Origin of the sequence: Streptococcus sp. HMSC063B03 (assembly GCF_001836965.1) — a bacterium.
Lineage (GTDB): Bacteria > Bacillota > Bacilli > Lactobacillales > Streptococcaceae > Streptococcus > Streptococcus pneumoniae_F.
In genome coordinates, this window is the sequence record NZ_KV831054.1 from 17,588 (window position 1) to 41,626 (window position 24,039).

The following is a 24,039-nucleotide window of genomic DNA, read 5'->3' on the forward strand; positions in this document are numbered from 1 at the left end:
TCCTTTTCCTATTTTTAATTCGTTTTTGAACTAGTTGCTTTCGTTGACGAAGATGTCTCCGACGAACTGCTTGTTGTTGAATTTGATGTGCTTGAACTTGGTGCTACTGGTTTTGTAGTCACCTTCATTGTCGTGTCGAACGGAGTAATAACTGCCGGTAAGACAACACCATTGCGATCGATTGCCTGCAAAGGTACTGAACCACTGTAATTACCTGTTATTCGTTCGCTGGTTGGTAAAAGCGCAATAACTTTGTCAATCTTAGCTAATGTTTCCTGGTCAGTTGTGACCGAAACTCGTTCGTTTGACACGGTTATACTATCAATTTGTAACTTGGGATCAATCTGGCTTTGGTCAACTTGTGGCACAACAAGCATCCCATCTCGCTTAACCTTCTTCCCAACTTTCACTGTAATCTTTTGAGGCGTTGCCACAGCGGTCAATCCACTTGGAAGATTTTCAATATTCAAGGGAACTTCAATCGTTCCAACACTGGCATCCGTCAAATCAGCAGTTACCTTAAACTTACGAGTGCTCTCCTGCATTTCGCTGGCCAAGGTCACACGATTGGCTCCGGTTAATACCACTGAAACTTCTGATGCAAATCCGCTAATGAAATACTGGTCATCATCATAGTGAATAACAATAGGAACGTTCGTTATCGTATTGGTGTATGTTTCTGATTTAACCTGCCTTGCGGTATTACTATTTTGAAAGTTGGTTGACGTTGCATAGATGAATAAGATACAAGCAAAAAAGAGAGATGAAATGATGTATAGACTATTTTTTCTCATATTTCCAACCTCCTAACAAACGGTCCTTGAAACTGACTTTTTCCTCAACGGCTGGCAAAAGAATTGCTCGTAGCTCTGCTTCAAATTCTTCAATCGTCAAGTCGTGCTTGAAAACACCGTTATAGGTAATAGAAATGCCACCTGTTTCCTCTGAGACGATGAAGGTCAAGGCATCGGATACTTCTGACAAACCGATAGCCGCCCGATGTCTGGTCCCAAATTCCTTTGAAATCCCTGTGCTTTCTGTCAAGGGCAGATAGGCAGAGGTGACTGCAATCCGATTTTCTCTGATAATCACAGCACCATCGTGTAGGGGAGTGTTGGGGATAAAGATATTAATAAGGAGTTCAGCTGAAATATTGGCATCCAAAGGAATCCCTGTCGCAATGTATTCTTGCAAGGTCCGAACTCGTTGGATGGCAACCAGAGCACCAATCTTACGAGGACTCATATATTCAACCGACTTGACAAAGGCACGAATCATTTGCTCTTCTGCACTAATTTGAGCAGTAGAAAAGAAATCTGTCGCCCTTCCCAAGCGTTCCAAACCAGTCCGAATCTCTGGAGAGAAGATAACAACCGCAGCAATAACCCCATAGGTGATAATTTGATTAATCAACCAAGAAATCGTTGTTAAACCAAGGATATTGGCTACAACCTGGGCTAATACAAAGATCACGACCCCACGCACCAAAATCATAATCTTGGTGCCAGCTATCGCTTTTGTAAAACGATATAAAATATAGGCCACAATCAAAATATCAAACAGATTGATGGCAATACTCCAAGGACTAGAAAACAAGCTAGTCCAATATTGCAGGTTGGATAATTGTTGAAAGTTCATCTGCTGTCTCCTCTCTGTCCAAACACGTTCCTTTCTATTATACCATTTTTCTGGCATTTTTTTCCCTATCCTACTTCATTTTAAATTAAAGAAAAAATATGATAAAATAAACTGACTAGAAAAAACAAAGGAGAAACCATGTCTCAACTCTATGATATCACTATTGTAGGTGGCGGTCCTGTCGGGCTCTTTGCAGCCTTCTATGCCCACCTACGCCAAGCTAAAGTTCAAATCATCGACTCCCTTCCGCAACTAGGTGGACAACCTGCTATTCTCTATCCTGAAAAGGAAATTCTAGACGTACCGGGATTCCCAAACCTGACTGGAGAAGAGTTGACCAACCGCTTGATTGAACAACTAAATGGCTTTGATACCCCTATTCATCTCAATGAAACGGTTCTTGAGATTGAAAAACAAGAAGAAGTCTTTGTCATCACAACTTCTAAAGGAAATCACCTGTCTAAAACTGTTATCATTGCTATGGGGGGCGGTGCCTTTAAACCTCGTCCGCTGGAATTAGAAGGCGTTGAGGGCTATGAAAATATCCACTATCATGTTTCCAACATTCAGCAATACGCTGGTAAGAAAGTAACGATTCTTGGTGGGGGGGACTCGGCTGTGGATTGGGCTTTGGCTTTTGAAAAAATTGCACCAACTACCCTTGTTCACCGCAGAGATAATTTCCGCGCCTTGGAACACAGTGTCCAAGCCTTACAAGAATCATCTGTATCCATCAAGACACCATTCGTTCCTAGCCAACTCCTTGGAGATGGAAAAATGCTTGACAAGTTGGAAATCACAAAAGTTAAATCTGATGAAACAGAAACTATTGACCTAGACCACCTCTTTGTCAACTATGGTTTCAAATCTTCTGTTGGTAACCTTAAAAACTGGGGTCTGGACCTCAACCGCCACAAGATTATCGTCAACAGCAAACAGGAATCCAGCCAAGCAGGTATCTATGCTATCGGTGACTGCTGCTACTATGACGGAAAAATTGATTTGATTGCAACAGGACTGGGAGAAGCTCCAACTGCTGTCAACAATGCCATCAACTACATTGACCCTGAGCAAAAAGTACAACCAAAACACTCTACTAGTTTATAAAAAAGAACCACGAGTCAAATGCGATTCGTGGTTTTATAATTCATCGGCTATCTTATTGATTTTTCTAAGTCTGTGGTTGACACCACTTTTGGTCAGAGGGGTGCTGAGGCTGTCTGCCAACTGCTGGATAGAGTAGTCTGGGTGCTGAATCCGCAGTTGCGCTACCTCCTGCAAATCCACTGGCAGATTTTCTAAGCCCATGATATCTTTGATTTTACTGATATTGTTGATAGTCTTCATGCTGGCAGAAACTGTCCGAGCGATATTAGCTGTCTCGGCATTATTGGCCCTATTGAGGTCATTACGAGTTTCTCGTAAAATCTTAACCCGCTCAAAATCATCACGTGCCTGCATAGCTCCGATGACAATCAAGAAGTCCATAATATCTTCAGCACGCTGGAGATAGGTCACAGCTCCCTTTTTGCGCTCAAGCACCTTGGCATCCAGCAAAAACTGCTGGAGAAGAGAGGCAATCCCTTGCGCGTGGTCCAGATAAACAGAACTGATTTCCAACTGGTACTTGCCTGACTCAGGGTCACGAATGCTTCCATTTGCCAAGAAAGCGCCACAAAGATAAGCACGACCTGCTTCCTCATCTGATAAAATCTCCTCATCAATACCTGTTTCCAGGCCAAAGAAAGAGTCTGCCAAGTGCAAATCACTCAACAAGTCCTGCACCTTTTCATCTGTAAAAACGGTATAGACTCGATTCTTGCGAAGATTGCTCCGTTGGTGGTGGCGAATTTCCGATTTGATTTCGTAGAAATGGAGAAAGGACTCGTAGAGGTGACGAGCCAGTTTGGCATTTTCTGTCACAACTGACAAGGTCAAGCCCGAAGTCGAGAGACCGATACTTCCAGACATTTTGATAATGGCAGATAATTCATGCCGGCTCAGATGGTGTTGACCTAAGATTTCTTCTTTTACTGCTACTGTGAAACTCATTTTCTCACCTGTATAATCCGCATCAACTCATCCACAATCAAATCCCCATCGTGGAAGGCACCCCCATTTTCCAGACGAAGGAAGTTGGATGAAATCACGCGTGGAACTTGCTTACAAAGACCAGAAAAATCATGTTCCACCTGCACCAAGTATTCATCAAAACGGTTGGAATTCATGTATTCCTGAGGCACTTTTTCGATATTCACCAAGACAGTATCGATAAAAGGTCGACCAAGGTGACGATGCAAGACCTCTACGTGATCACTATCTGTAAAGTGTTCCGTCTCCCCACGTTGGGTCATGATATTGCAGACATAGGCGATTTCTGCCTTGGTTTCCAAAAGCGCCTGCCCGATTTCCTTAATCACGATATTGGGCAAAATCGAGGTAAAGAGGGAACCAGGTCCGAGGACAATCATGTCACTTTCAAGAATGGTCTGCACTACTCGACGGCTAGCCAGAGGCGTATCATCGTTGAGGGTATTGGTCACATAGACATGGTCAATCATGCCTGGATGGTCTGCAATATGACTCTCTCCAGCCACTTCTGTCCCATCCTGAAAGACTGCATGAAGGGTCAAAGGATGGTCACTGGAAGGATAAATCTTCCCAGTGGTATGGAAAAATTTGCTCAACAACTGCATGGCATTATAGGTCGAACCCTGCATTTCTGACAAGCCAGCAATGATGAGATTACCCAATGGATGACCAGCAAAGGCTCCTGCATCTTCAGAAAAGCGATACTGAAAGACTTTCTCATAAAACTTAGGCATATCCGACATGGCCACAAGGACATTGCGGAGATCTCCTGGCGGTGTCAATTGTTGCATATTTTTTCGGAGTTCACCTGATGAACCACCATCATCGGCCACCGTTACGATAGCAGCGATTTCCACATCTTTTTCACGCAGACTTTTAAGAATGACGGGGATCCCAGTCCCTCCACCAATCACCGTTATCTTTGGTTTTCTCATGAACGGTTTACCGTTTCCTTTCTTCGGTCTTTGTCGCGATGCCCTTCATTAACAGGCCAATTCTTGGATAAGTCCTGCGCCAAGCGTTTAGCAAAGGCCACACTACGGTGTTGCCCACCCGTACAACCCATGGCAATGGTCAAAACGGACTTACCTTCCTTTTGGTAACTTGGCAAAATCGGCTCAATCAAGGCCAACAAATGTTGATAGAAGTCTTCTGACTCAGGGTGATTCATGACATAGTCATAAACTGGTTCATCTACACCCGTTTGGTTTCGCAGTTCTGGAAGGTAGTATGGATTTGGCAAGAAACGGACATCAAAAACCAAGTCTGCATCAATCGGGATTCCATATTTAAAGCCAAAAGACATGACTTCGATACGGAAAGACTGGGCTTGTTCCTGATCAGAAAACTGCTCTGCAATGGTTTTACGCAGTTCACGAGGAGTAAGTTCAGTTGTATCCACCACATTTTGGCTCATATTTTTCAAAGGCGCCAAGAGTTCACGTTCCAGCTTGATGCCATCCAAAATCCGTCCATCTGCAGCTAGTGGGTGACTCCGTCTGGTTTCCTTGTAACGAGCGACCAATTCCTTATCAGCTGCATCCAAAAAGAGAATTTTAAAGTCCAGTTCTTCCTTGTTTTCCAACTCATCCAAAACAGCTTGAATCTCTGAGAAGAAAGAACGGCTACGCATATCTACTACCAAGGCCAACTTATGGTCGTCTTCCTTTGTTTCCACCAACTGCAAGAACTTAGGCAAGAGAGCTGGAGGCATATTATCAATAGTAAAATAACCCAAATCTTCGAAGGACTGAATGGCAACTGTTTTCCCTGCACCACTCATTCCTGTCACAATCACCAAGTGAAGTTGTTTCTTTGTCATCTTTTTCTCCTTATATCAAAAGAAGTTTGGCAACACCAAACTTCAACTAGCTTATCCAATCTCTGCGATGACTTCGATTTCGACTTTTACATCACGAGGAAGACGAGCTACCTCCACAGCTGAACGAGCTGGAAATTCCTCTTTAAAGGCCGTTTGGTAAACCTCGTTAAAAGGAACAAAGTCGTTCATATCGCTCAAGAAGCAAGTTGTTTTGACAACATGGTCAAAGTCTGTTCCTGCTTCTGCCAAAATAGCACCGATGTTTTTCAAGACTTGTTCTGTCTGTTCTTGGATCGTTTCTCCAACGATTTCCCCAGTTTCAGGAGATAGAGGAACTTGACCACTAGCAAACAAAAGGTTGCCAACGATTTTTCCTTGAACATATGGTCCGATAGCCTTTGGAGCTTTGTCTGTATGAATTGTTTTTGCCATTTCTTTACCTCATAATTTTTCTAAAATTGCATCCCAAGCCTCATCCATCCCTGCCTTGCTGACAGATGAAAAGAGGATAAAGTCGTCACTTGGGTCAAAGTTTAATTTCTTCTTAATTGCTGATTCATGCTTGTTCCACTTACCACGAGGAATCTTGTCTGCCTTAGTCGCAACGATGATGACCGGAATCTCATAGTATTTGAGAAATTCATACATCTGTACATCATCTGCTGACGGGTCATGACGAAGGTCCACCAAACTGACCACAGCACGGAGATTTTCCCGAGTTGTTAGGTACTCCTCAATCATGCGCCCCCACTTTTCACGTTCCTTTTTAGAAACGCGGGCATAGCCATAACCAGGCACATCTACAAAGCGCATCTTGTCATCAATGTTAAAGAAGTTGAGAAGCTGGGTTTTACCAGGTTTCCCTGATGTTCGGGCTAGATTCTTACGGTTCAGCATAGTGTTGATAAAGCTAGATTTACCAACATTGGAACGCCCTGCTAGGGCAATCTCTGGCAGTTCATCCTGCGGATAGTGGGATTTATTCGCCGCACTGAGCAAGATTTCTGCATTGTGTGTATTAAGTTCCATAGTCACCTCTAGGCTGTTTCTAGGATTGGTTTATCCGTTCCATCGACAGCTTCTTTAGTGATGCGGACCAATTTCACATTTTCCTGACTTGGTACTTCAAACATGACATCCAGCATGGTTTCTTCGATGATGGAGCGAAGACCACGCGCACCAGTTTTGCGTTCGATGGCTTTATTGGCAATCTCTTGAAGAGCTTCGTCGTCAAATTCCAACTCGACATCATCGTAAGAAAGCAAGGTTTGGTACTGTTTCACCAAAGCATTTCTTGGCTCTTTCAAAATGCGCACCAAGTCATCAACCGTTAATTGCTCAAGAGCTGCAAAGACAGGCAAACGTCCAATCAACTCAGGGATAATACCAAATTTTTGAATATCTTCAGCGATGATTTCTTGCATGTAAGAGCTGTTTTCATCAATCGCTTTATTGTTTTGACCAAATCCGATGACTTTTTCACCCAGACGTTGTTTGACGATTTCTTCAATACCATCAAAGGCACCACCCACGATGAAGAGGATGTTTTTGGTATCTACTTGAATCATCTCTTGTTGCGGATGTTTTCGTCCACCTTGAGGCGGCACGCTAGCAACAGTTCCCTCGATAATCTTGAGAAGGGCTTGTTGCACCCCTTCACCAGAAACATCACGTGTGATAGACACGTTCTCGCTCTTCTTGGCAATCTTATCAATTTCATCCACGTAGATAATGCCACGCTCTGCACGTTCAATGTTAAAGTCAGCAGCCTGCAGGAGTTTGAGGAGGATATTTTCCACATCCTCACCAACATAACCAGCCTCAGTAAGAGCTGTTGCATCCGCAATCGCAAAAGGCACATTCAAGCTCTTAGCCAAGGTCTGGGCAAGAAAAGTTTTTCCTGAACCGGTTGGCCCAATCATCAAGATATTTGACTTCTGCAAATCCACATCTTCTGACTCTTCACGCGTATCGTGGAAATTGATGCGTTTGTAGTGGTTGTAAACAGCTACTGCCAAGGCACGCTTGGCACGATCTTGACCGATTACATAGTGGTTCAAGATATGGAGGAGTTCGATTGGTTTTGGAACTTCAGACAAGTCTGCCAAGACTTCTTCCGCCAACTCCTCTCGAATGATTTCCTGAGCCAACTCCACACATTCATTACAGATAAAGGCGTTGTTGCCTGCGATTATTTTTTGTACTTCTTCTTGGCTTTTGCCACAAAATGAGCAATAAACCATCATATCATTATTCCTATTTGTAGGCATGATTTCCTTCCGTTCTATTCTATACTGTCATTCTATCTAAAATAAGGTCATGTAAAAAGCATGAATACTATTGACCAAATTAGTAAAGGCATTTAACCAGAGCAGGACAGAAAGTCCATAACGCTTTTTACGAAAAGCCTGTGCTCCTGCAAGCAAGCAGACCAAACACAGCATGGCTGTGAAAAAACCAAATATACTACGTTCCATTAGACTTCCTTTCTCTTGCGGTATTGGATGGTAAAATCATAAGGATTTTTCTCATCTTTGGTATAAGATTTGCTTGAAACCGTCTCAAAAAGAGACAAGTCAAACTCTTCAGGAAAATAGGTATCTCCCTCCACCCGTGCATGGATTTGAGTGACAATGACTTCATCCAAATAGGGTTCAAAAGCCTGAAAAATTTGCTTTCCACCGATAATATAGAGATTCTTGTCTTGACCCTGATACCAGTCTAGAACAGACTGGATGTCCTGAAAAGTAGTAACTCCGTCTAGCTTTTCTTCCAAATTACGTGTCAAAATCAAGGTCTCCCGTTTTGGAAGCAGTCGACGTCCCATCCCATCAAAGGTCACGCGTCCCATCAAGATAGCATGATTCAGAGTTGTTTCTTTAAAGTGTTGCAATTCTGCTGGCAAATACCAAGGCAGACGATTGTCCTTCCCAATCACACCCTCTTCATCCTGGGCCCAAATAGCTACAATTTTCTTAGTCATGCTTCCATCCTTTTTACTGATAGTACTATTTTATCAAAAAACTCAAAAAAAGACTGGTTTGGAATGCGTTCAGTTTGATAGAAAAGAAGCAGGCTAGCTTTAGCCTGCTTCTCCGGTCCCTAGGACATACGTTTCTTTGCTTCTAATTCAATTTTTTTGACTACTTCTTGAATGTTCAATCCAGTTGTATCAAGGTAAACTGCATCCTCTGCTTGTTTGAGAGGTGAAGTCTCACGATGGCTATCCTTGTAGTCACGCGCAGCAATTTCCTCTTTTAGGGTTTCAAGATCTGTTTCAATTCCCTTGGCAATATTTTCCTTGTAACGGCGTTCTGCTCTTTCATCAACAGAAGCTACTAAGAAAATTTTCAGTTCTGCTTGTGGCAATACAACAGTCCCAATATCGCGACCATCCATGACAATCCCACCTTGCTGGGCAATCTCTTGTTGGAGAGAAACTAGTTTCTCACGTACTTCAGGAATTGCTGCAATAGCAGAAACATGATTGGTCACTTGATTTTCACGAATAGGATGGGTAATATCCACATCTCCTACAAAGACAAGCTGTTCTCCAGTTTCTGAACGTCCAAAGCTGATTGGATGCTGGTCCAATAAGGCTAAAAGTTCCTCAATCTCTTCCACTCCTAACTGGTGTTTCAGAGCCATATAGGTCGCCGCACGATACATGGCACCTGTATCTAGATAGGTATACCCAAAATCTTTAGCAATAATCTTAGCAACCGTACTCTTACCGCTTGAAGCTGGACCATCGATAGCAATTTGAATCGTCTTCATTTATGACTCCTATCTAGTCTTAATCACATCTCCAGGATTTGCAAACCAAGATCCTGTAGCCATATGTCCAGGATTCAATGCTTCTAATTGAGCAATTGAAATACCTGCACGTTGCGCCAAGACAGCTTCACCCTCACCAGCCTGAACTGTAATTGTTCCTTCACTAGCAGCATGTTCTTCAGAATGACTCTCACTAGAGGAGCTCGCTGTAGAAGTTGCTTCTTCAGTCTTGCTAGATGAAGAAGACGATTCTTCTGTTACAGAAGTTGAAGCAGGGGCAGATGAATCATAAAAATCTTTCAAGGCTGCTGTACGATTACTCCCACCACTTGAAAGATAAATCAATACTATAATCATTGCCACAACAATCACGAAAAAGAGACTAGCTAGAATCGTCAAGACACGATTTGCAACAATACCTGTACCTTTTTGATTACGTTGACGTCGTTCCGTTCTCGTCTGTTCTTCCTGATTCTCATAAATATCTTCTTGCCACGGTTCTTTTGCCATACCTTACTCCTTGTTTTTTTTTACTTTTCTTATTACAATATAAATATGAAAATCACACTTATACCTGAACGCTGCATCGCCTGTGGGCTTTGCCAAACTTATTCTGATTTATTTGATTACCACGATAATGGAATCGTGCGTTTTTACGATGACCCTGACCAACTAGAAAAAGAAATCTCTCCTAGTCAGGACGTCGTAGAAGCTGTTAGAAACTGTCCGACACGTGCCTTGATTAAAGATTAACTCTAATACCGACAAGAACGTTCCACTCCTTCTAGTTTAGCATATTTCCATGCAAAATTATAGTCTTTTCTCTTTATTTTTTTCTGTAAAATCAGGAAGGTCACTTTTTTCTTTGACGAGATAAAGTGGTCTTTTTTTAGTCTCTAGATAAATCTTACTGATATACTTGCCGAGAATCCCAATGGTCAAGAGTTGAATCCCACCAAGGAAGAGAATAACAGCCATCAGAGAGGTCCAACCTGATGTCGGATTACCCAAAATGAGAGTCCGAACCACAACAAAAAAGGTCATAAGCAGAGAAATAAAACACGATAGGAGACCTGCCACAAAGGCTATAATCAAGGGAAAATCTGAAAAATTAACAATCCCTTCAATGGAGTAGAAAAAGAGTTGCCTAAAACTCCAACTGGTCTTACCAGCCTTCCTTTCGACATTTGGATAGTCCAGATAGTGGGTTTTAAAACCCACCCAGGCAAAGAGTCCCTTCGAAAAACGATTGGACTCAGTCAAGCTTAAAATGGCATCGACTACAGACCTTCTCATCATGCGAAAATCACGGACACCTGACGGCAGGGCTACTGGACTAATTTTTTTCATGAAGCCGTAAAATAGATTAGCACAAAAACTGCGAAAGAAGGGTTCCCCCTCCCGACTAGTTCTCCTGGTCCCAACACAGTCCAAGTCTGTATTCTGGTCTAGTAAGGCTTTCATCTCAAGCAATATACTAGGAGGATCTTGGAGGTCTGCATCCATCACCACCACTAGATCTCCTGTCGCATATTGCAAGCCTGCATACAGAGCTGCTTCTTTGCCAAAATTTCGCGAGAAAGAAATATAATGCACTGCTGGATTTTGCTCCCGATAGGTCTTTAAGAGTTCCAAGGTCCCATCACTTGATCCATCATCGACAAAGACATACTCGATTTCTGTTCCCAAATCCGGAAGTAAAGCTTCCAAAGCCTGATAAAAAAGAGGAAGTACTTCCTCTTCGTTTAAACAGGGGACAATGATTGACATCACCATCTTAGTCTTCAAATCCATTTGGATGCTTGCTTTGCCAACGCCATGCGTCTTCACACATTTGGGTGATGTCTAGTTCTGCTTCCCAACCGAGTTCTGCTTTGGCTTTTGCAGGATCTGAATAGCAAGCTGCAATATCACCTGGGCGACGGTCTACAATGCGGTAAGGAATTGGACGTCCCACTGCTTTTTCCATATTTTGGATAATTTCAAGAACTGAGTAGCCTTTACCTGTTCCAAGGTTATAAACGTTTAGACCTGAACCTTTTTGGATTTTTTTCAGAGCTGCAACGTGACCTTTGGCCAAATCGACAACGTGGATATAGTCACGAACACCAGTTCCGTCTTCCGTATCGTAATCGTCTCCAAACACTTGCACTTGCTCTAATTTCCCAACGGCTACTTGAGTCACATATGGCAAGAGGTTGTTTGGAATACCGTTTGGATTTTCTCCCAAATCACCACTCTCATGGGCTCCGATTGGGTTGAAATAACGAAGCAAGACCACATTCCACTCTGAGTCTGCCTTGTAGATATCCGTCAAAATTTCCTCAAGCATAAGCTTAGTACGACCGTATGGATTGGTTACTGAAAGTGGGAAATCTTCCAAGATTGGCACTGTATGAGGATCTCCGTAAACTGTCGCAGAAGAACTGAAAATGATATTTTTACAGTCGGCTTCTTCCATAACTTTCAAAAGGCTAACAGTTCCTGCGATATTGTTGTCATAGTAGGTAAGAGGGATACGAGTGGATTCACCGACAGCCTTCAAACCAGCAAAGTGAATGACACCTGTTGGTTCTTCTTGCTTGAAAATATCTCTGAGAGTATCCGTATCACGGATATCCGCCTCATAGAAAGGCACCTCAACTCCTGTGATTCTTTCAACAACTTCTAAACTTTTACGGTTGCTGTTGACAAGGTTATCCACCACAACAACCTGATGACCTGCTTGGATTAACTCAATAACAGTGTGGGTTCCGATAAAACCTGCTCCACCCGTTACCAAAATCTTTTCTTGCATCTTTTTTCCTCGATTCTCGGATTATTTTTTCTTATTTTACCATTTTTGATAGGGAATGTCATTTGCCATCCTAGAGGGGAGGCTAAAATTTCAGTAAAATTCTTATTCTCTTTTTACTCGTTTGACATAGTTTTCAATTGGATAGTTTAGAGGATCCAAAGTCATCTCCTTGTCTTGGATCAGTTGAGCTAGATGGTAACCAATGATAGGACCCGTTGTGAGGCCTGATGAACCTAGTCCACTAGCAGCATAGACACCTGCTAATTCTGGAACCTGCCCAAAGAAAGGAGAGAAATCACTGGTATAGGCACGGATTCCCACACGCTCAGCTCTTGAAGTCGCTCTAGCTAAAACTGGATAATGGGGCAAGGCTGCCTCCTCCATTTGTTTGAGCAAGATTTTATCTACCGTCAAATCAAATCCCATATCATTTTCATGGGTAGCACCTAAGGACAATTTCCCACCTGCAAAAGGAATCAAATCCCACTCCCCTTCAGGCATAACAACAGGGTAAGCTTCCATGTCTTGGGCAAGTTGATAATCTCGGAGTTGCCCCTTTTGGGGACGAACATCTACTTCATAACCTAAAGTCTCTAACAGGTGTCCCAACCAAGCTCCCGCCGCCAAAATAACCTGATCAAACACCTCTTCGTCAATCTGGTAACCTGATGCTAAAGGTGTCAGAGTTACTTTTTCTTTGACCAGCTTGACCTGACTGGCTTCTAGTAAACGAGTCACTAAGAGTTGACCATCTACTCTCGCTCCACCAGAAGCATAGAGCAAGCGATCAAATCCCTGCAAGCCAGGGAATAATTCATTAGCTGATGCTGGATCCAGAATGGCTAACTGATCTATCAAGGGAGATTCTTCTCTGCGCTGGAGGGCTAGTTGATAGAGTTCTTCCAACTTGGATTCGTCCTTTTTCAAGAGAAAAACTCCTGAGCGTTGGTAAAAGTCGATTTCCTGACCAGACTTTTCTAAATCAGCCAACAAATCCACATAAAAGTCAGCTCCCAAGCGCGCCATCTTGTACCAAGCTTTATTGCGGCGTTTGGAGAACCAAGGACTGATAATTCCCGCTGCTGCCTTGGTAGCCTGACCTTGTCCATGGTCAAAAACGGTCACCTCTAAATCTGCTTCTTTGGAGAGGTAGTAGGCGGCTGTGGCACCTACAATCCCTGCTCCAATAATGGCAACTTTTTTCATTGTCTTCACTTCCTAACTAGATATGGTGGAAAGGATTGGTCGATGCCTGACTAGGCAAGATATCAATATCCCAGCCCTTTTCTTCCTTCCATTGAGTAAGTAGTGCTGCAATTTTTTCCACAAAAAGCACTTCAATATAGTGACCTGGGTCCAATGCTAGCAAGCCATCAGACAACATATCCTGGGCAGTGTGGTAGTAAATATCACCAGTGATATAGACATCCGCTCCTTTAGCTAAAGCATCCTTATAGAAAGACTGCCCGCTACCACCACAGATGGCCACTCTTGAAATAGACTTCTGCAAATCACTCTCTTGATAATGCACCATTCGAAGGCTATCTAAACCAAAGACTTGCTTGACATGTTGGGCCAATTCCCCAAATGTCTGAGGCTGAATAGTTCCAATACGACCAATTCCACGTTCTGGACCTGTCTCCTGTAGATAGGTCGTTTCCTCGATACCTAGCATCTGGCAGAACCAGTCATTGAGGCCATTTTCAACGATGTCAATATTGGTATGGCTGACATAAACTGCAATGTCATGCTTGATGAGATCAATGTAAATCTGATTTTGTGGACGGCTAGCTACCAAATCCTTGATGGGACGGAAAATAGGTGCGTGCTTAACGATAATCAAGTCTACACCCTTTTCAATAGCTTCAGCCACCGTTTCTTCACGAATATCCAGAGTCACCATGACCCTTTGGATATCCTTGTCCAAAGTGCCAATTTGCAGACCACGACTGTCTCCCTCCATGGAAAATTCCTGAGGGCAAAAGGCTTCATACGCGTTAATCACTTCACTTGCTAACATGGAGCACCTCCTTGATGGCTTGAATCTTATCTACTAGAACTTGACGTTCTTCCAGATTTTTGTCTGGGATTTGTCCAAGGGCAAACTCTAGCTTAATAGCTTCTTTTTGCCATTTTTGGACAAAGACTGGGCTGACTTCTTTGGACAAAAAAGGACCAAAGCGGACATCGCTGGCTGATAGCTTCATTTGTCCTGCTTCCACCACCAAAATCTCGTAAAACTTGCCAGCTTCTTCTAAGATGCTTTCGGCTATAATCTGAAATCCGTTGTCTTGCAACCAGATACGCAAGTCGTCTTCACGATTATTAGGCTGGAGGATCAAACGCTCTACATTAGCTAGCTTGTCCAAGCCTTCTTCTAAAATCCTCGCAATCAAACGACCACCCATACCAGCAATGGTAATGACCGACACTTGGTCTGCCTCTTCAAAGGCTGCCAAGCCATTGGCTAAACGAACCTGGATTTTCTCCTTTAGACCGTGAGCCTCAACATTTTTGACCGCAGACTGATAGGGGCCTTCCACCACCTCACCTGCAATGGCACTTTTGATTTGGCCTCTTTCGACCAACTCGATAGGCAGGTAAGCATGGTCACTTCCCACATCTAGTAAAATGGCTCCCTGCGGCACAAAAGACGCCACCAACTCTAATCTCTTTGAAATCATCTTCTCTCACTTTCCAAAACTCTATTACCTCTTATTATACCACATTTCAACTAGCACTTCTGCACCTAAAAAGACCGCAATCCACAGATTGCAGCCTTTCTTTATTTTCTGGCTTGATAGCGACTAGTCAGGATGAAAATCACGGTAAAGACCAACATCATGACACCATAAACAGGTAATGTTTGTCCTGTTAAGATTGAAATTTCAAGCAGTTTTTGAATTCTTGGGAAGAGAGCTGTGGCTAGGAAGCCTCCTACTGACCAAACAATCAAGAGGACACGCCATAGGGTAAATGGCATGCAGGCTCTAAATACGGATAAGAAACCAATTGATCCCAAGAGATAATAGAGTAGAGTTGAGATTTCTAACTCAGACCAACCTTGGCTACTTCCAAATATTTTCACAAAAAGAACGCTGAAGACGACCATGAGAGCACTTGGTAGAGCACGAAGCATAGATCTTCTGAGGAAGTTTGGCTCAACAGGTTTGATATTTCGCTCAAAAGTCAGAACGAATGGTGGGAAACCTTCCACGAACTGGTCAATCATGGTAATCTGGATTGGAATGAAGGGAAAAATCAAGATCCACTCAGACCGACCTAGTAAAGCACTGGCGATACAGATAACTGCGAGCAAGAAGGAATAAATCGTCTTAATCAAGAAAATCGGGGCGATGTGGGCAATGTTATTGACCACACGACGACCTTCAAAGAGAATCTCAGGAACATCATTGAAGTCAGAGTTCAAGAGAACCAGATTGGCAATCTGACGAGTCGCGGGATCTCCCTCAGCCATCACGATAGAACAATCCGCCTCACGAAGAGCCAGAATATCATTAACTCCATCCCCTGTCATAGCTGTTGTATGACCCGCTTTTTTCAGTGTTTGGATGATGAGTTTCTTTTGATGAGGGGAAACACGTCCGAAAATCGCAGTCTCCTCCGCCATAGCAACCAATTCCTCATCCGTAATTTTCGAGCAATCGACATAGCTGTGGTAGTCCGCAAAGCCAGCCTTCTGGGCAATGCTAGATACCGTAACTGGATTGTCACCAGAGATAATCTTGAGGCCCACTTCCTGAGAACGGAGATAGTCTAGTGTCTCTGCTGCTCCTTCTCGTATCGGGTCCAAGATCTCCAGCAAGGCTAGAGCCTGAATATCAGATGGTTTCTGTGGTTTGTGGTGGTCTAATTTTTCCTGACTGAGGGCTAAGACCAAGACACGTGAACCTCTCTCCAAGGCCTCTCTGGCTTCTGGGACCTCAGAATCCAGCAACATCTCAGGTGCCCCTAAGAAAACTGTCCCCAGACCTTCCAATTCCATAGCTCCCCACTTGCGGTCGCTTGAGAAAGGAAGATTAGAGAGCATAGGATAGGCTACTTGGCCTTGGAAACGCTGGCGAATAGCTTGAGCTGTTGGATTTTTATCCTCACTGTGAGCTATGTAGCTAGCTAAAATGCTGGCAATAGTCTCTTCACCATAAGTGTCCGTCAGTGGAAGAACAGCCTCCACCTGCATCTTTCCTTGGGTGATGGTGCCCGTCTTATCCAAACAGAGCATATCCACGCGCGCCAAGGTCTCAACAGAGTACATCTCCTGCACCAAAACCTTTTTCAAGCCCAGCTTAATCACCGCGGTTAAGAGTGAAGTGATGGTCAAAAGAGCAATTCCCTTAGGTAACATCCCCAAAAGAGCTGTCGACGAATTTACAACGGACGACTTAAGAGGCAAGCCTTTTAACATCAAGGCTTCTAGCAAGAGAGCCAGACCAAAGGGAATGATAATTTTCCCAGTAAAACCTGCTAGCTTGTCCAGTGATTTCATGATACGAGAGTTGATGGGTTTAACGGTCTTGGCTTCCAGCATGAGTTTGGCAGCATAGTTGTCTGCACCGACATGATGGACACGAGCTAAAACTGCCCCACTGGCTAAGAAACTTCCTGACAAAAGCAAGGCATCCACTTCCTTTTGCACCAAATCACTTTCCCCCGTCAACATGGCTTCATTGACTTCCGCAAAGCCTTCCAAAACCAAGGCATCACTAGGAATCTGCTCTCCTGCAGACAAACGAATGACATCTCCTAACACCAATTCTTCAGGATTCAGAGCCACTTCTTGGCCATCACGAATAGTCTTGACCTTTTCCTTGGTCATGAGATTGAGCTTGTCCACCATGTGTTTAGCCCGCAGCTCGGTCACAATCCCAGAAAAAGCGTTAAAGCAGATAACAGCAAAAAAGACCAAATTGCTCCAAGCCTGCACAAAGGCAAGGGCCAAAGCAATGGCAAAGTTCAAAGCGTTAAAAAGGGTAAAGACATTTCGTTTAACGATTTGCCAAGTGCTAGTACTGGCCGATGCAGTAAAATCATTGACCAAGCCCTTAGCCTGTCTTTCCTTGACTTCTCTTTGGGTTAATCCCATAATCTTATTTTTATCCATAAATTCTATCATATCATTTTTTTTAACAGAATTCTAATCTCACCCCAAATATGCACCTAGTCAAGGGAAAAGTTTGCCAGCCCTCCTTTGATAAGGTATAATAATAACAAGAAAATAATTGAAGGAGATCGCATGTTTTATACTTATTTACGTGGATTGGTTGTCTTGCTCCTATGGTCCATCAATGGCAATGCCCACTATCATAATACTGATAAAATTCCTAATCAAGATGAAAATTATATTTTAGTTGCGCCTCATCGCACTTGGTGGGATCCAGTTTATATGGCCTTTGCGACCAAACCAAAACAGTTCATCTTTATGGCCAAAAAAGAACTCTTTACCAACCGTATCTTTGGTTGGTGGATTCGTATGTGTGGTGCCTTTCCTATTGACCGTGAAAATCCTAGCGCCTCAGCCATCAAATACCCTATCAATGTTCTCAAAAAAAGCGACCGCTCTCTCATCATGTTTCCAAGTGGGAGCCGTCACTCAAACGATGTCAAGGGTGGCGTAGCCTTGATTGCCAAAATGGCCAAGGTCCGTATCATGCCGGTTACCTACACAGGTCCCATGACTTTGAAGGGCTTAGTTAGCCGTGAACGTGTCGATATGAACTTTGGAAATCCAATAGATATCTCAGATATCAAGAAAATGAATGATGAAGGTATTGAAACAGTCGCCAATCGCATCCAAGCAGAATTTCAACGTTTGGACCAAGAAACGAAACAATGGCACAATGATAAAAAACCAAATCCACTCTGGTGGTTTATCCGCATCCCTGCTCTCATCCTTGCCATTATCCTCGCTATCCTAACTATCATCTTTAGCTTTATCGCAAGCTTCGTATGGAATCCAGATAAAAAGAGAGAGGCTCTTGGTTAAATAAATACAACAATCCCTTGGCAAAAGCCAAGGGATAAATCTTTTATTCGATTTTCCATTTTTGGGCCAACCAGCTGGAAAAAACTAGAAATCGCTCAGCTACTTGTTCATGGTGTCCATAAGGATCAAAGACAAACTGACCGTTCGGATAGCGTTTCTGAAGACTGGTATGGATTTTCTTAGCATAGACTGGTGCTTGACCCAAGCGATTAGTATGGTGTGCTCCTTCTGTTTGACCATTCTGTAAATACAGCAAACAGTCTAGATTTTTCACTGTCTCTGCCTTGCAGTAAGTCACAAAATCAGGATACCAAAAGGAACCGCAGATGGAGAAGACACAGGAAACCTTGTCAAAGCTGAAAAGACTGTAAACTGCCGCCAAGCCACCTAGTGAATAACCTCCATAAGCAAGGCGAGTTTCGTCCAGGCGATAAAGCGACTGCAACTTGTCTAAAAGACCTCCAAACAAATGATCATGATAGGCGTTGGCCTGACCTCCAAAATCTGGAGCTCCATCTCTCAGAGCTGATGTCGCCCAGGGAGTGTAGTCGTCTAGGCGATTTTTAGAGGTCAAGCCCACTAAAATCACAGATTCGGAAAGGGACGATAGGAAATCCAAGTTTCCATCATTCAATAAAATAGCCGGATAGGTTTGATTGGGGTCGTAGTTAGAGGGAAGGCTGATTTTGACTTGAGTTCCTTCCCAATCAAACTCATTATTTATTGATAAAGTCATTGATTTTCTCAAGAGAATCAATCACTGCTGGACCATAGTCCATCAATTCATCGTAAGAGATGGTCATGATTTTTTGATTCTTAATAGCAGGAACGCTTTCCAAAACAGCATTTGCCTTCATCAACTCTACTGCTTTTTCATCCAATTTTTTATTGCGGTCGCTGGTTACATAGATAATCAATTCAGGATCCATTGACACGAGGTTTTCCAAGGTCAAGCCTGATGTCCCCGTAGCAACGTTTGTATAACCAAGTTGGTTCAGCAAACTTTCTTGCAAAGCAGACTTGTAGGCACCGAAGGTTTCATCATTATAAGCAACCATAATCAAAGCCTTTTTCTTTTCACCTTGACTTGCTGGATTTGCTTTCTTAACAGCGTCAATTTTAGTTTGTAATTGGGCTGCGTATTCATTGGCCTTGTCCTGAACATTAAAAATCATTCCAAGATTTTTAACATCTTCTACAATATTTCCTAAATCTTGCTGAATCGTTGAGAGAGAAGCTTTTTGCGTATAGACTGGGATTTTGTTTTCATTCCAAGTGCTAACTGTCCCCAAGGATTTTTCAGAAAACATCATGTTTCGACCCATCACAGCGTCTGGCTCATAAGAAAGGACTGTCTCTTGTGAGACTGTTTTTTTATCCCCAATTTGAGGAATAGCTGCAATAGCATCCTTGTATTTGTCCGTCACAGCATTATCAGGATTAAGCATGCCAGCAATTTTATCCTTCAAGCCTAACTCCAATAAGATTTCAGTGGTTGAAAGATTGTTGGTGATAACTTTTTCAGGCGTCTTGTCAAAAACTTGTTCGACTTCATTTCCTTTCGCGTCATAGGTCTTAACCGTTAGTGGATAAGTCGTCTCTGCTTTAGCCTTTTGACTTGTTTCTGTGCTAGATTGTGTGGTAGCTTTTTCTGTAGTAGTATTGCCACAAGCTGCCATGGTTAGGGTAGCTACTGTTACGAGTAAAATGCTTAGTGATTTTTTCATCTTGTTTTCCTTTTCATTCTTATAAATAGTGAATCATGGCTTGCTGATCCTCGGTCCAAGTCACCTGACTTTGAACTCCGTATACAGTTTGCAATGACTCAGGGGTGATGGTCTCCTTTGGAGTCCCTTGGTAAAGGATTTCCCCCTCTTTCATCAGATAGAGATAATCCGAATAGCGACAAGCAAGTTGAATATCATGCAGGACAGCTAGAACATTAACCTTGAGATTCTTCACAATGGCCAACAAGTCTAGCTGATACTTGATATCCAGGTGATTGGTTGGTTCGTCCAAGAGCAAGAGAGTCGGTTCTTGCGCCAAGGCGCGGGCTAGTAAGACTCGCTGTTTCTCTCCCCCTGACAGGGACGAATAGAGACGAGTTTTCTTCTCGAGCATATCCACCTTAACGAGGGCATCTTGAACGAGGGCATAATCCCTTTCCCTTTCCTTCTGTAAAAAAGAGAGGTGGGGAGTTCTTCCCAGCAAGACGATTTCCTCAACTGTACAATCAAACTGCAATTGATTAAACTGGGTGACAACTGCCATTTGCTTGGCTGTTTCTTTGATCGTCCATTGTTCCAGAGGCTTTCCATCTAAGCTTATCAAGCCTTTATCCGCCTTTTCCTGACGATAGAGGAGTTTAAGCAGGCTGGTTTTTCCACTTCCATTTGGTCCTAGTATCGTGTGAAATTGATTCCCTTCAACTTTAAGAGAAACTCCCTTGAGGATTTTTTTCTCTCCCAGTCCAAAATGGATATCCTTACAAATCAAGTCCATGTCAGACCCTCACCTCCCTTCGCCTACCTCCAACAATGTAGATAAAGAAGGGAGCACCTACTAAGGCTGTGAAAATACCAATAGGAAGCTCTGCGTTTGGAATGATGATACGAGAGAGTACGTCTGCCCAGATGACAAAGAGGGCACCTAGCAAGGTTGCAACAGGAAAAAGTCTCTTGTAACTCGTTCCTACTAACCCTCGAGCTAAATGTGGAGTAATCAGACCGACAAATCCAATAATCCCACAGGTTGCCACTAAGACTGCTGTCAGCACAGCCACCATGGTCACATAAAGATACCAATAAAAGCGTAAGGGAATCCCCAAAGTTAAAGCAGCCTCATCTCCCATCATCATCGCATTGAAAACACGATACTGAGTAGAGAAAAATAGAAAGGCTATTCCTACTACTATAGTTGGCAGGACCAAGTCTGCCCAGGAAGTCCCAGCGAGCGAGCCCATGGTCCAAAACTTAATGGTCATCACACTGTCCGCATTAGCTCCGACTGAGATAATAAAGTTGGAAAATGCCAGAAAGAGAGCGTTGACCACCGTTCCTGATAAAATCAGACTGGAAGTCGTCATCCTTCCCTGAATAGAGGCAATGATGAGGACAGCAATTGTTGCCAAAATAGCTCCAAGAAAAGCTCCAAGGCTAATCACCAATTTTAAACCAAAAATGATGCTCAAGGTTGCCCCTAGAGTTGCACCCGCAGAGATTCCTAAGACATAGGGCTCAGCGATGGGATTGTTTACCGTGGACTGCATCACACTACCACACATAGAAAGGCCTGCTCCTACTATCAGACCTAACAATACTCGGGGGAATCTCATGTTCCATACAATGGCAAGAGTAGACTTAGAAACCTCTCCTATCTCAAGAGGAAATCCCAACCTGCTCAAAATAATCCGATAGGTATCTCCTAAATCAATCGCAACAGATCCCATTGAAACTGCTAGAAAGAGAGAAATCCCTAAAATACCTAGCAAAATACCTAAAAGCAATACAAATTGCAGGTCCTGTCGGCTTCCAGAAAATTTGGAAAGCATGCAAACCTCCTTTGATAGAATCTTAAAAATTTAGAAAATTCTCATGAAAAGTATACCATATTTTCAACAATGGAACAAGATGAGAAAAATAAATATAGTTGGTCTTACAGTACTAATAATCGTAACCGAAGATTATACTTGAGTATATCGAGGTAAAGTGACAACATAAAAAGCCCTCTGAAAATAGAGAGCCACCTGTTTATATAATTAGTGAGAATCTTTATGTCACCAATTCTCCCACTGGGTTTCGACTTTCACCTCACCATAGTTGCTTGGAGAATACTTGCTGTCATAAATCGAGCACCAATCTTTCAGGACTTTCTGATTTACGATTTCGTCGTAGTAAGAATCCAAATCCTTGGCAGTGATACCGTACTGCTCTAGGTAGGATTTCACCTGAGCCTCGTCTTCGATGTAATTTTTCGTATCTGCCTTCTTCAAAACTATTTTTACAAATTTTTTTAAACTACGTTCTTTATGAGAATATACAGTCCACATTTTTATACTAACGTTGGACTCTATCCGTTTTTCAAATGAAATTAAGCTTAATTGAGCTTCGGATTTAAAATTAAAATCTATAGCAATTTTCTCATAGCTATCTGGTAAAGCATTTTCCTCATAGACGACACTTGGATAAAATCTATAATCATCACTATACTCTTGATATTTATGTGCTTCAACATCTTTCAACTTGTTAAAGACATTATTTCCTAGATAGGTTTTCTCTGTTTCCTGATAAATCTCATCAAAGATATTTTTAGGTTGTTGGATAAAAAAGTAGAAACAGGATAATACAATTATCACGAATAAGGATACTAGGCCTAGGATTTTCTTCATGTTATCACCAATTCTCCCACTGGGTTTCGACTTTCACCTCACCATAGTTGCTTGGCGAGTACTTGCTGTCATAAATCGTGCACCAATCTTTCAAGACTTTCTGGTTGACGATTTCGTCGTAGTAAGAATCCAAGTCCTTAGCAGTGATACCGTACTGTTCTAGGTAGGATTTCACCTGAGCTTCGTCTTCAATATAAGTTTCCGTATCTGCTTTCTTCAAACCTATTTTGACAATTTTTTTTAAAGTACGGTCTTGATAAGTATATTTATTCCATATCCTAACTCTCGTGTTTGGTCCTACTTGCCTCTCAAATGTAACGGAGCTTAATTGAGATGTATATTCAAAATTAAACCCAATTTCTATCTCATAATAATCTGACGGTGTTTTCTCTTTGTTGTATAATCCGAACGGAGTATACAAAATATTTGGGTCATCACTCGACCAATCAGGTCTGATTTTAAAGCCATCTATGTTTCTTAAAATATTATTTGACCGATAGGTTTTCTCCGTCTCATGGTAGATTTCATCAAAAATATTTTTAGGTTGTTTAGGAAAAAAGTAAAAACAAAATAATACAACTAGTAAGACTAAAGCCAATAAACTGAATATTTTCTTCATATTGTCACCAATTCTCCCACTGGGTTTCAATCTTGACATCGCCATAGTTGCTTGGCGAATACTTGCTGTCATAAATCGAGCACCAGTCTTTCAAGACTTTCTGGTTGATGATTTCGTCGTAGTCCTTCTCTAATTCTTCTTTGGTTATGTTATATTTTTTTAAATAGTTTCTTACTTTTTCTTCATCATCAAGATATTGACCTGGTTGCCTTGGCTCTTCAAAAATCGCAAGCCCTTTTTTGAGATTTTTCTTTTTTATATTATAGTGTGCTGAATACCATAGGGTAATATCCGAATTAATCCTTTTTTCAAAACGTATCGTCAATCCTTTAATACCTTCTCCAAAATTAAAGCTAATACTTATGTCTTTATAACCTTCAGGATGAGTTTGATATTTCCCTGAAGGGGTGTATGCAAAATATTCTCCATCATTAGGCCAACCTGGACTAATTTCAAAACCTTCTATATGCCTTAAAACATTATTCACTCGATATGTTTTTTCTGTCTCCTGATAGATTTCATCAAAAATATTTTTAGGTTGTTTAGGAAAAAAGTAAAAACAAACTGATACAAGTAATACAATTATTGTTAAAACACCTAGTATTTTCTTCATGTTATCACCAATTCTCCCACTGGGTTTCAACCTTGACCTCACCATAATTGCTTGGCGTGTACTTACTGTCATAAATGGTACACCAGTCTTTCAAGACTTTCTGGTTGACGATTTCGTCATAGTCTTTCTCTAATTCTTCTTTGGAAATATTATTTTTTCTTAAATATTCTCTTACTTTTTCTTCATCATCAAGATATTGACCTGGTTTCCTTGGCTCTTCAAAAATAGCAAGCTCCTTTTGAAGTACTTTCTTTTTTATATTATAGTGTGCCGAATACCATAGGGTAATAT

At 42.2% G+C, this 24,039-nt stretch carries 29 protein-coding genes; 3 read left to right on the plus strand and 26 right to left on the minus strand.

Annotation, left to right across the window (positions count from 1 at the left end; genetic code table 11):
• Positions 1-14: 14 nt before the first annotated feature.
• Together HMPREF2628_RS07825 and cdaA are read right to left on the minus strand one after the other, a co-directional pair.
• On the minus strand, positions 15-794 hold the full coding sequence (locus tag HMPREF2628_RS07825) for a CdaR family protein (RefSeq protein WP_042750804.1): 780 nt from the start codon (positions 792-794) through the stop codon (positions 15-17).
• Positions 781-1,638 (minus strand): diadenylate cyclase CdaA, encoded by an 858-nt coding sequence (gene cdaA / locus HMPREF2628_RS07830; protein WP_049491656.1) that lies wholly within the window; start codon positions 1,636-1,638, stop codon positions 781-783. The genes HMPREF2628_RS07825 and cdaA overlap by 14 nt, the downstream gene beginning before the upstream one ends.
• A 138-nt stretch (positions 1,639-1,776) precedes the next feature.
• Between cdaA and HMPREF2628_RS07835 the strand changes: the two genes are divergently transcribed.
• On the plus strand, positions 1,777-2,745 hold the full coding sequence (locus HMPREF2628_RS07835; RefSeq protein WP_070842827.1) for an NAD(P)/FAD-dependent oxidoreductase: 969 nt from the start codon (positions 1,777-1,779) through the stop codon (positions 2,743-2,745).
• A 33-nt stretch (positions 2,746-2,778) separates the two neighbouring features.
• On the opposite strand, the gene whiA is transcribed toward HMPREF2628_RS07835, so the two are convergent.
• The 10 genes from whiA to HMPREF2628_RS07885 all read right to left on the minus strand — a co-directional run bounded on the left by whiA (position 2,779) and on the right by HMPREF2628_RS07885 (position 9,838).
• On the minus strand, positions 2,779-3,690 hold the full coding sequence (whiA, locus tag HMPREF2628_RS07840) for a DNA-binding protein WhiA (RefSeq protein WP_004262315.1): 912 nt from the start codon (positions 3,688-3,690) through the stop codon (positions 2,779-2,781).
• On the minus strand, positions 3,687-4,664 hold the full coding sequence (locus tag HMPREF2628_RS07845) for a YvcK family protein (RefSeq protein ID WP_070842828.1): 978 nt from the start codon (positions 4,662-4,664) through the stop codon (positions 3,687-3,689). Before HMPREF2628_RS07845 ends, whiA begins: the two co-directional genes overlap by 4 nt.
• The gene (gene rapZ / locus HMPREF2628_RS07850) at positions 4,661-5,551 is read right to left on the minus strand and encodes an RNase adapter RapZ (protein ID WP_020903049.1); all 891 of its coding nucleotides are present in this window, start codon (positions 5,549-5,551) and stop codon (positions 4,661-4,663) included. The genes HMPREF2628_RS07845 and rapZ overlap by 4 nt, the downstream gene beginning before the upstream one ends.
• Positions 5,552-5,602: 51 nt before the next feature.
• Entirely contained in the window at positions 5,603-5,983 is a 381-nt protein-coding gene (locus HMPREF2628_RS07855; protein WP_001140420.1) for a RidA family protein, read from the minus strand.
• A gap of 9 nt (positions 5,984-5,992) precedes the next feature.
• Complete coding sequence (yihA, locus tag HMPREF2628_RS07860) at positions 5,993-6,580, minus strand: ribosome biogenesis GTP-binding protein YihA/YsxC (RefSeq protein WP_000422605.1); 588 nt, start codon at positions 6,578-6,580, stop codon at positions 5,993-5,995.
• Between the two features lie 8 nt (positions 6,581-6,588).
• Positions 6,589-7,821 (minus strand): ATP-dependent Clp protease ATP-binding subunit ClpX, encoded by a 1,233-nt coding sequence (clpX, locus tag HMPREF2628_RS07865; protein WP_012972566.1) that lies wholly within the window; start codon positions 7,819-7,821, stop codon positions 6,589-6,591.
• A 36-nt stretch (positions 7,822-7,857) separates the two neighbouring features.
• Positions 7,858-8,028 (minus strand): hypothetical protein, encoded by a 171-nt coding sequence (locus HMPREF2628_RS07870; protein WP_000442260.1) that lies wholly within the window; start codon positions 8,026-8,028, stop codon positions 7,858-7,860.
• Entirely contained in the window at positions 8,028-8,534 is a 507-nt protein-coding gene (locus HMPREF2628_RS07875) for a dihydrofolate reductase (protein WP_070842829.1), read from the minus strand. The genes HMPREF2628_RS07870 and HMPREF2628_RS07875 overlap by 1 nt, the downstream gene beginning before the upstream one ends.
• Positions 8,535-8,653: 119 nt before the next feature.
• Complete coding sequence (gene cmk / locus HMPREF2628_RS07880; protein WP_070842830.1) at positions 8,654-9,328, minus strand: (d)CMP kinase; 675 nt, start codon at positions 9,326-9,328, stop codon at positions 8,654-8,656.
• Positions 9,329-9,337: 9 nt separating this feature from the next.
• Entirely contained in the window at positions 9,338-9,838 is a 501-nt protein-coding gene (locus tag HMPREF2628_RS07885) for an SAG1386/EF1546 family surface-associated protein (protein WP_070842831.1), read from the minus strand.
• Between the two features lie 45 nt (positions 9,839-9,883).
• Between HMPREF2628_RS07885 and HMPREF2628_RS10565 the strand changes: the two genes are divergently transcribed.
• On the plus strand, positions 9,884-10,081 hold the full coding sequence (locus HMPREF2628_RS10565; RefSeq protein ID WP_161683526.1) for a ferredoxin: 198 nt from the start codon (positions 9,884-9,886) through the stop codon (positions 10,079-10,081).
• Between the two features lie 57 nt (positions 10,082-10,138).
• On the opposite strand, the gene HMPREF2628_RS07890 is transcribed toward HMPREF2628_RS10565, so the two are convergent.
• The 6 genes from HMPREF2628_RS07890 to HMPREF2628_RS07915 form a co-directional block, all read right to left on the minus strand.
• Positions 10,139-11,104 (minus strand): glycosyltransferase family 2 protein, encoded by a 966-nt coding sequence (locus HMPREF2628_RS07890; RefSeq protein WP_049487138.1) that lies wholly within the window; start codon positions 11,102-11,104, stop codon positions 10,139-10,141.
• 1 nt (position 11,105) lies between these two features.
• The gene (gene galE, locus HMPREF2628_RS07895) at positions 11,106-12,125 is read right to left on the minus strand and encodes a UDP-glucose 4-epimerase GalE (RefSeq protein WP_070842832.1); all 1,020 of its coding nucleotides are present in this window, start codon (positions 12,123-12,125) and stop codon (positions 11,106-11,108) included.
• Between the two features lie 102 nt (positions 12,126-12,227).
• Positions 12,228-13,331: an NAD(P)/FAD-dependent oxidoreductase gene (locus tag HMPREF2628_RS07900; protein WP_070842833.1), complete on the minus strand. Its 1,104-nt coding sequence runs from the start codon at positions 13,329-13,331 to the stop codon at positions 12,228-12,230.
• Positions 13,332-13,347: 16 nt separating this feature from the next.
• Complete coding sequence (locus tag HMPREF2628_RS07905) at positions 13,348-14,145, minus strand: Nif3-like dinuclear metal center hexameric protein (protein ID WP_070842834.1); 798 nt, start codon at positions 14,143-14,145, stop codon at positions 13,348-13,350.
• Positions 14,132-14,809: a tRNA (adenine(22)-N(1))-methyltransferase gene (locus tag HMPREF2628_RS07910; protein WP_070842835.1), complete on the minus strand. Its 678-nt coding sequence runs from the start codon at positions 14,807-14,809 to the stop codon at positions 14,132-14,134. Before HMPREF2628_RS07910 ends, HMPREF2628_RS07905 begins: the two co-directional genes overlap by 14 nt.
• A gap of 101 nt (positions 14,810-14,910) precedes the next feature.
• The gene (locus HMPREF2628_RS07915; RefSeq protein WP_070842836.1) at positions 14,911-17,247 is read right to left on the minus strand and encodes a cation-translocating P-type ATPase; all 2,337 of its coding nucleotides are present in this window, start codon (positions 17,245-17,247) and stop codon (positions 14,911-14,913) included.
• 132 nt (positions 17,248-17,379) lie between these two features.
• Here HMPREF2628_RS07915 and HMPREF2628_RS07920 point away from each other — a divergent pair, with 132 nt between their 5' ends.
• Positions 17,380-18,129: a lysophospholipid acyltransferase family protein gene (locus HMPREF2628_RS07920; RefSeq protein WP_070842837.1), complete on the plus strand. Its 750-nt coding sequence runs from the start codon at positions 17,380-17,382 to the stop codon at positions 18,127-18,129.
• Positions 18,130-18,172: 43 nt separating this feature from the next.
• Here HMPREF2628_RS07920 and HMPREF2628_RS07925 read toward each other — a convergent pair whose 3' ends face one another.
• From HMPREF2628_RS07925 to HMPREF2628_RS07960, 8 genes are all read right to left on the minus strand, one after another.
• Complete coding sequence (locus tag HMPREF2628_RS07925) at positions 18,173-18,865, minus strand: alpha/beta hydrolase-fold protein (RefSeq protein WP_070842838.1); 693 nt, start codon at positions 18,863-18,865, stop codon at positions 18,173-18,175.
• The gene (locus tag HMPREF2628_RS07930) at positions 18,846-19,856 is read right to left on the minus strand and encodes an ABC transporter substrate-binding protein (RefSeq protein WP_070842839.1); all 1,011 of its coding nucleotides are present in this window, start codon (positions 19,854-19,856) and stop codon (positions 18,846-18,848) included. The genes HMPREF2628_RS07925 and HMPREF2628_RS07930 overlap by 20 nt, the downstream gene beginning before the upstream one ends.
• A 19-nt stretch (positions 19,857-19,875) precedes the next feature.
• Positions 19,876-20,631, minus strand: a complete 756-nt coding sequence (locus HMPREF2628_RS07935; protein WP_070842840.1) for an ABC transporter ATP-binding protein — start codon at positions 20,629-20,631, stop codon at positions 19,876-19,878.
• 1 nt (position 20,632) lies between these two features.
• Positions 20,633-21,679 (minus strand): FecCD family ABC transporter permease, encoded by a 1,047-nt coding sequence (locus HMPREF2628_RS07940; protein WP_070842841.1) that lies wholly within the window; start codon positions 21,677-21,679, stop codon positions 20,633-20,635.
• 225 nt (positions 21,680-21,904) lie between these two features.
• Positions 21,905-22,516: a TipC family immunity protein gene (locus HMPREF2628_RS07945; RefSeq protein ID WP_070842842.1), complete on the minus strand. Its 612-nt coding sequence runs from the start codon at positions 22,514-22,516 to the stop codon at positions 21,905-21,907.
• A gap of 4 nt (positions 22,517-22,520) precedes the next feature.
• A complete protein-coding gene (locus HMPREF2628_RS07950) occupies positions 22,521-23,135 on the minus strand; it encodes a TipC family immunity protein (protein WP_070842843.1) in 615 nt (204 codons plus the stop codon).
• A gap of 4 nt (positions 23,136-23,139) precedes the next feature.
• Positions 23,140-23,748 (minus strand): TipC family immunity protein, encoded by a 609-nt coding sequence (locus HMPREF2628_RS07955; RefSeq protein WP_070842844.1) that lies wholly within the window; start codon positions 23,746-23,748, stop codon positions 23,140-23,142.
• 4 nt (positions 23,749-23,752) lie between these two features.
• On the minus strand, positions 23,753-24,039 hold a 287-nt coding region (locus HMPREF2628_RS07960; RefSeq protein WP_180364284.1), incomplete at its 5' end, for a TipC family immunity protein.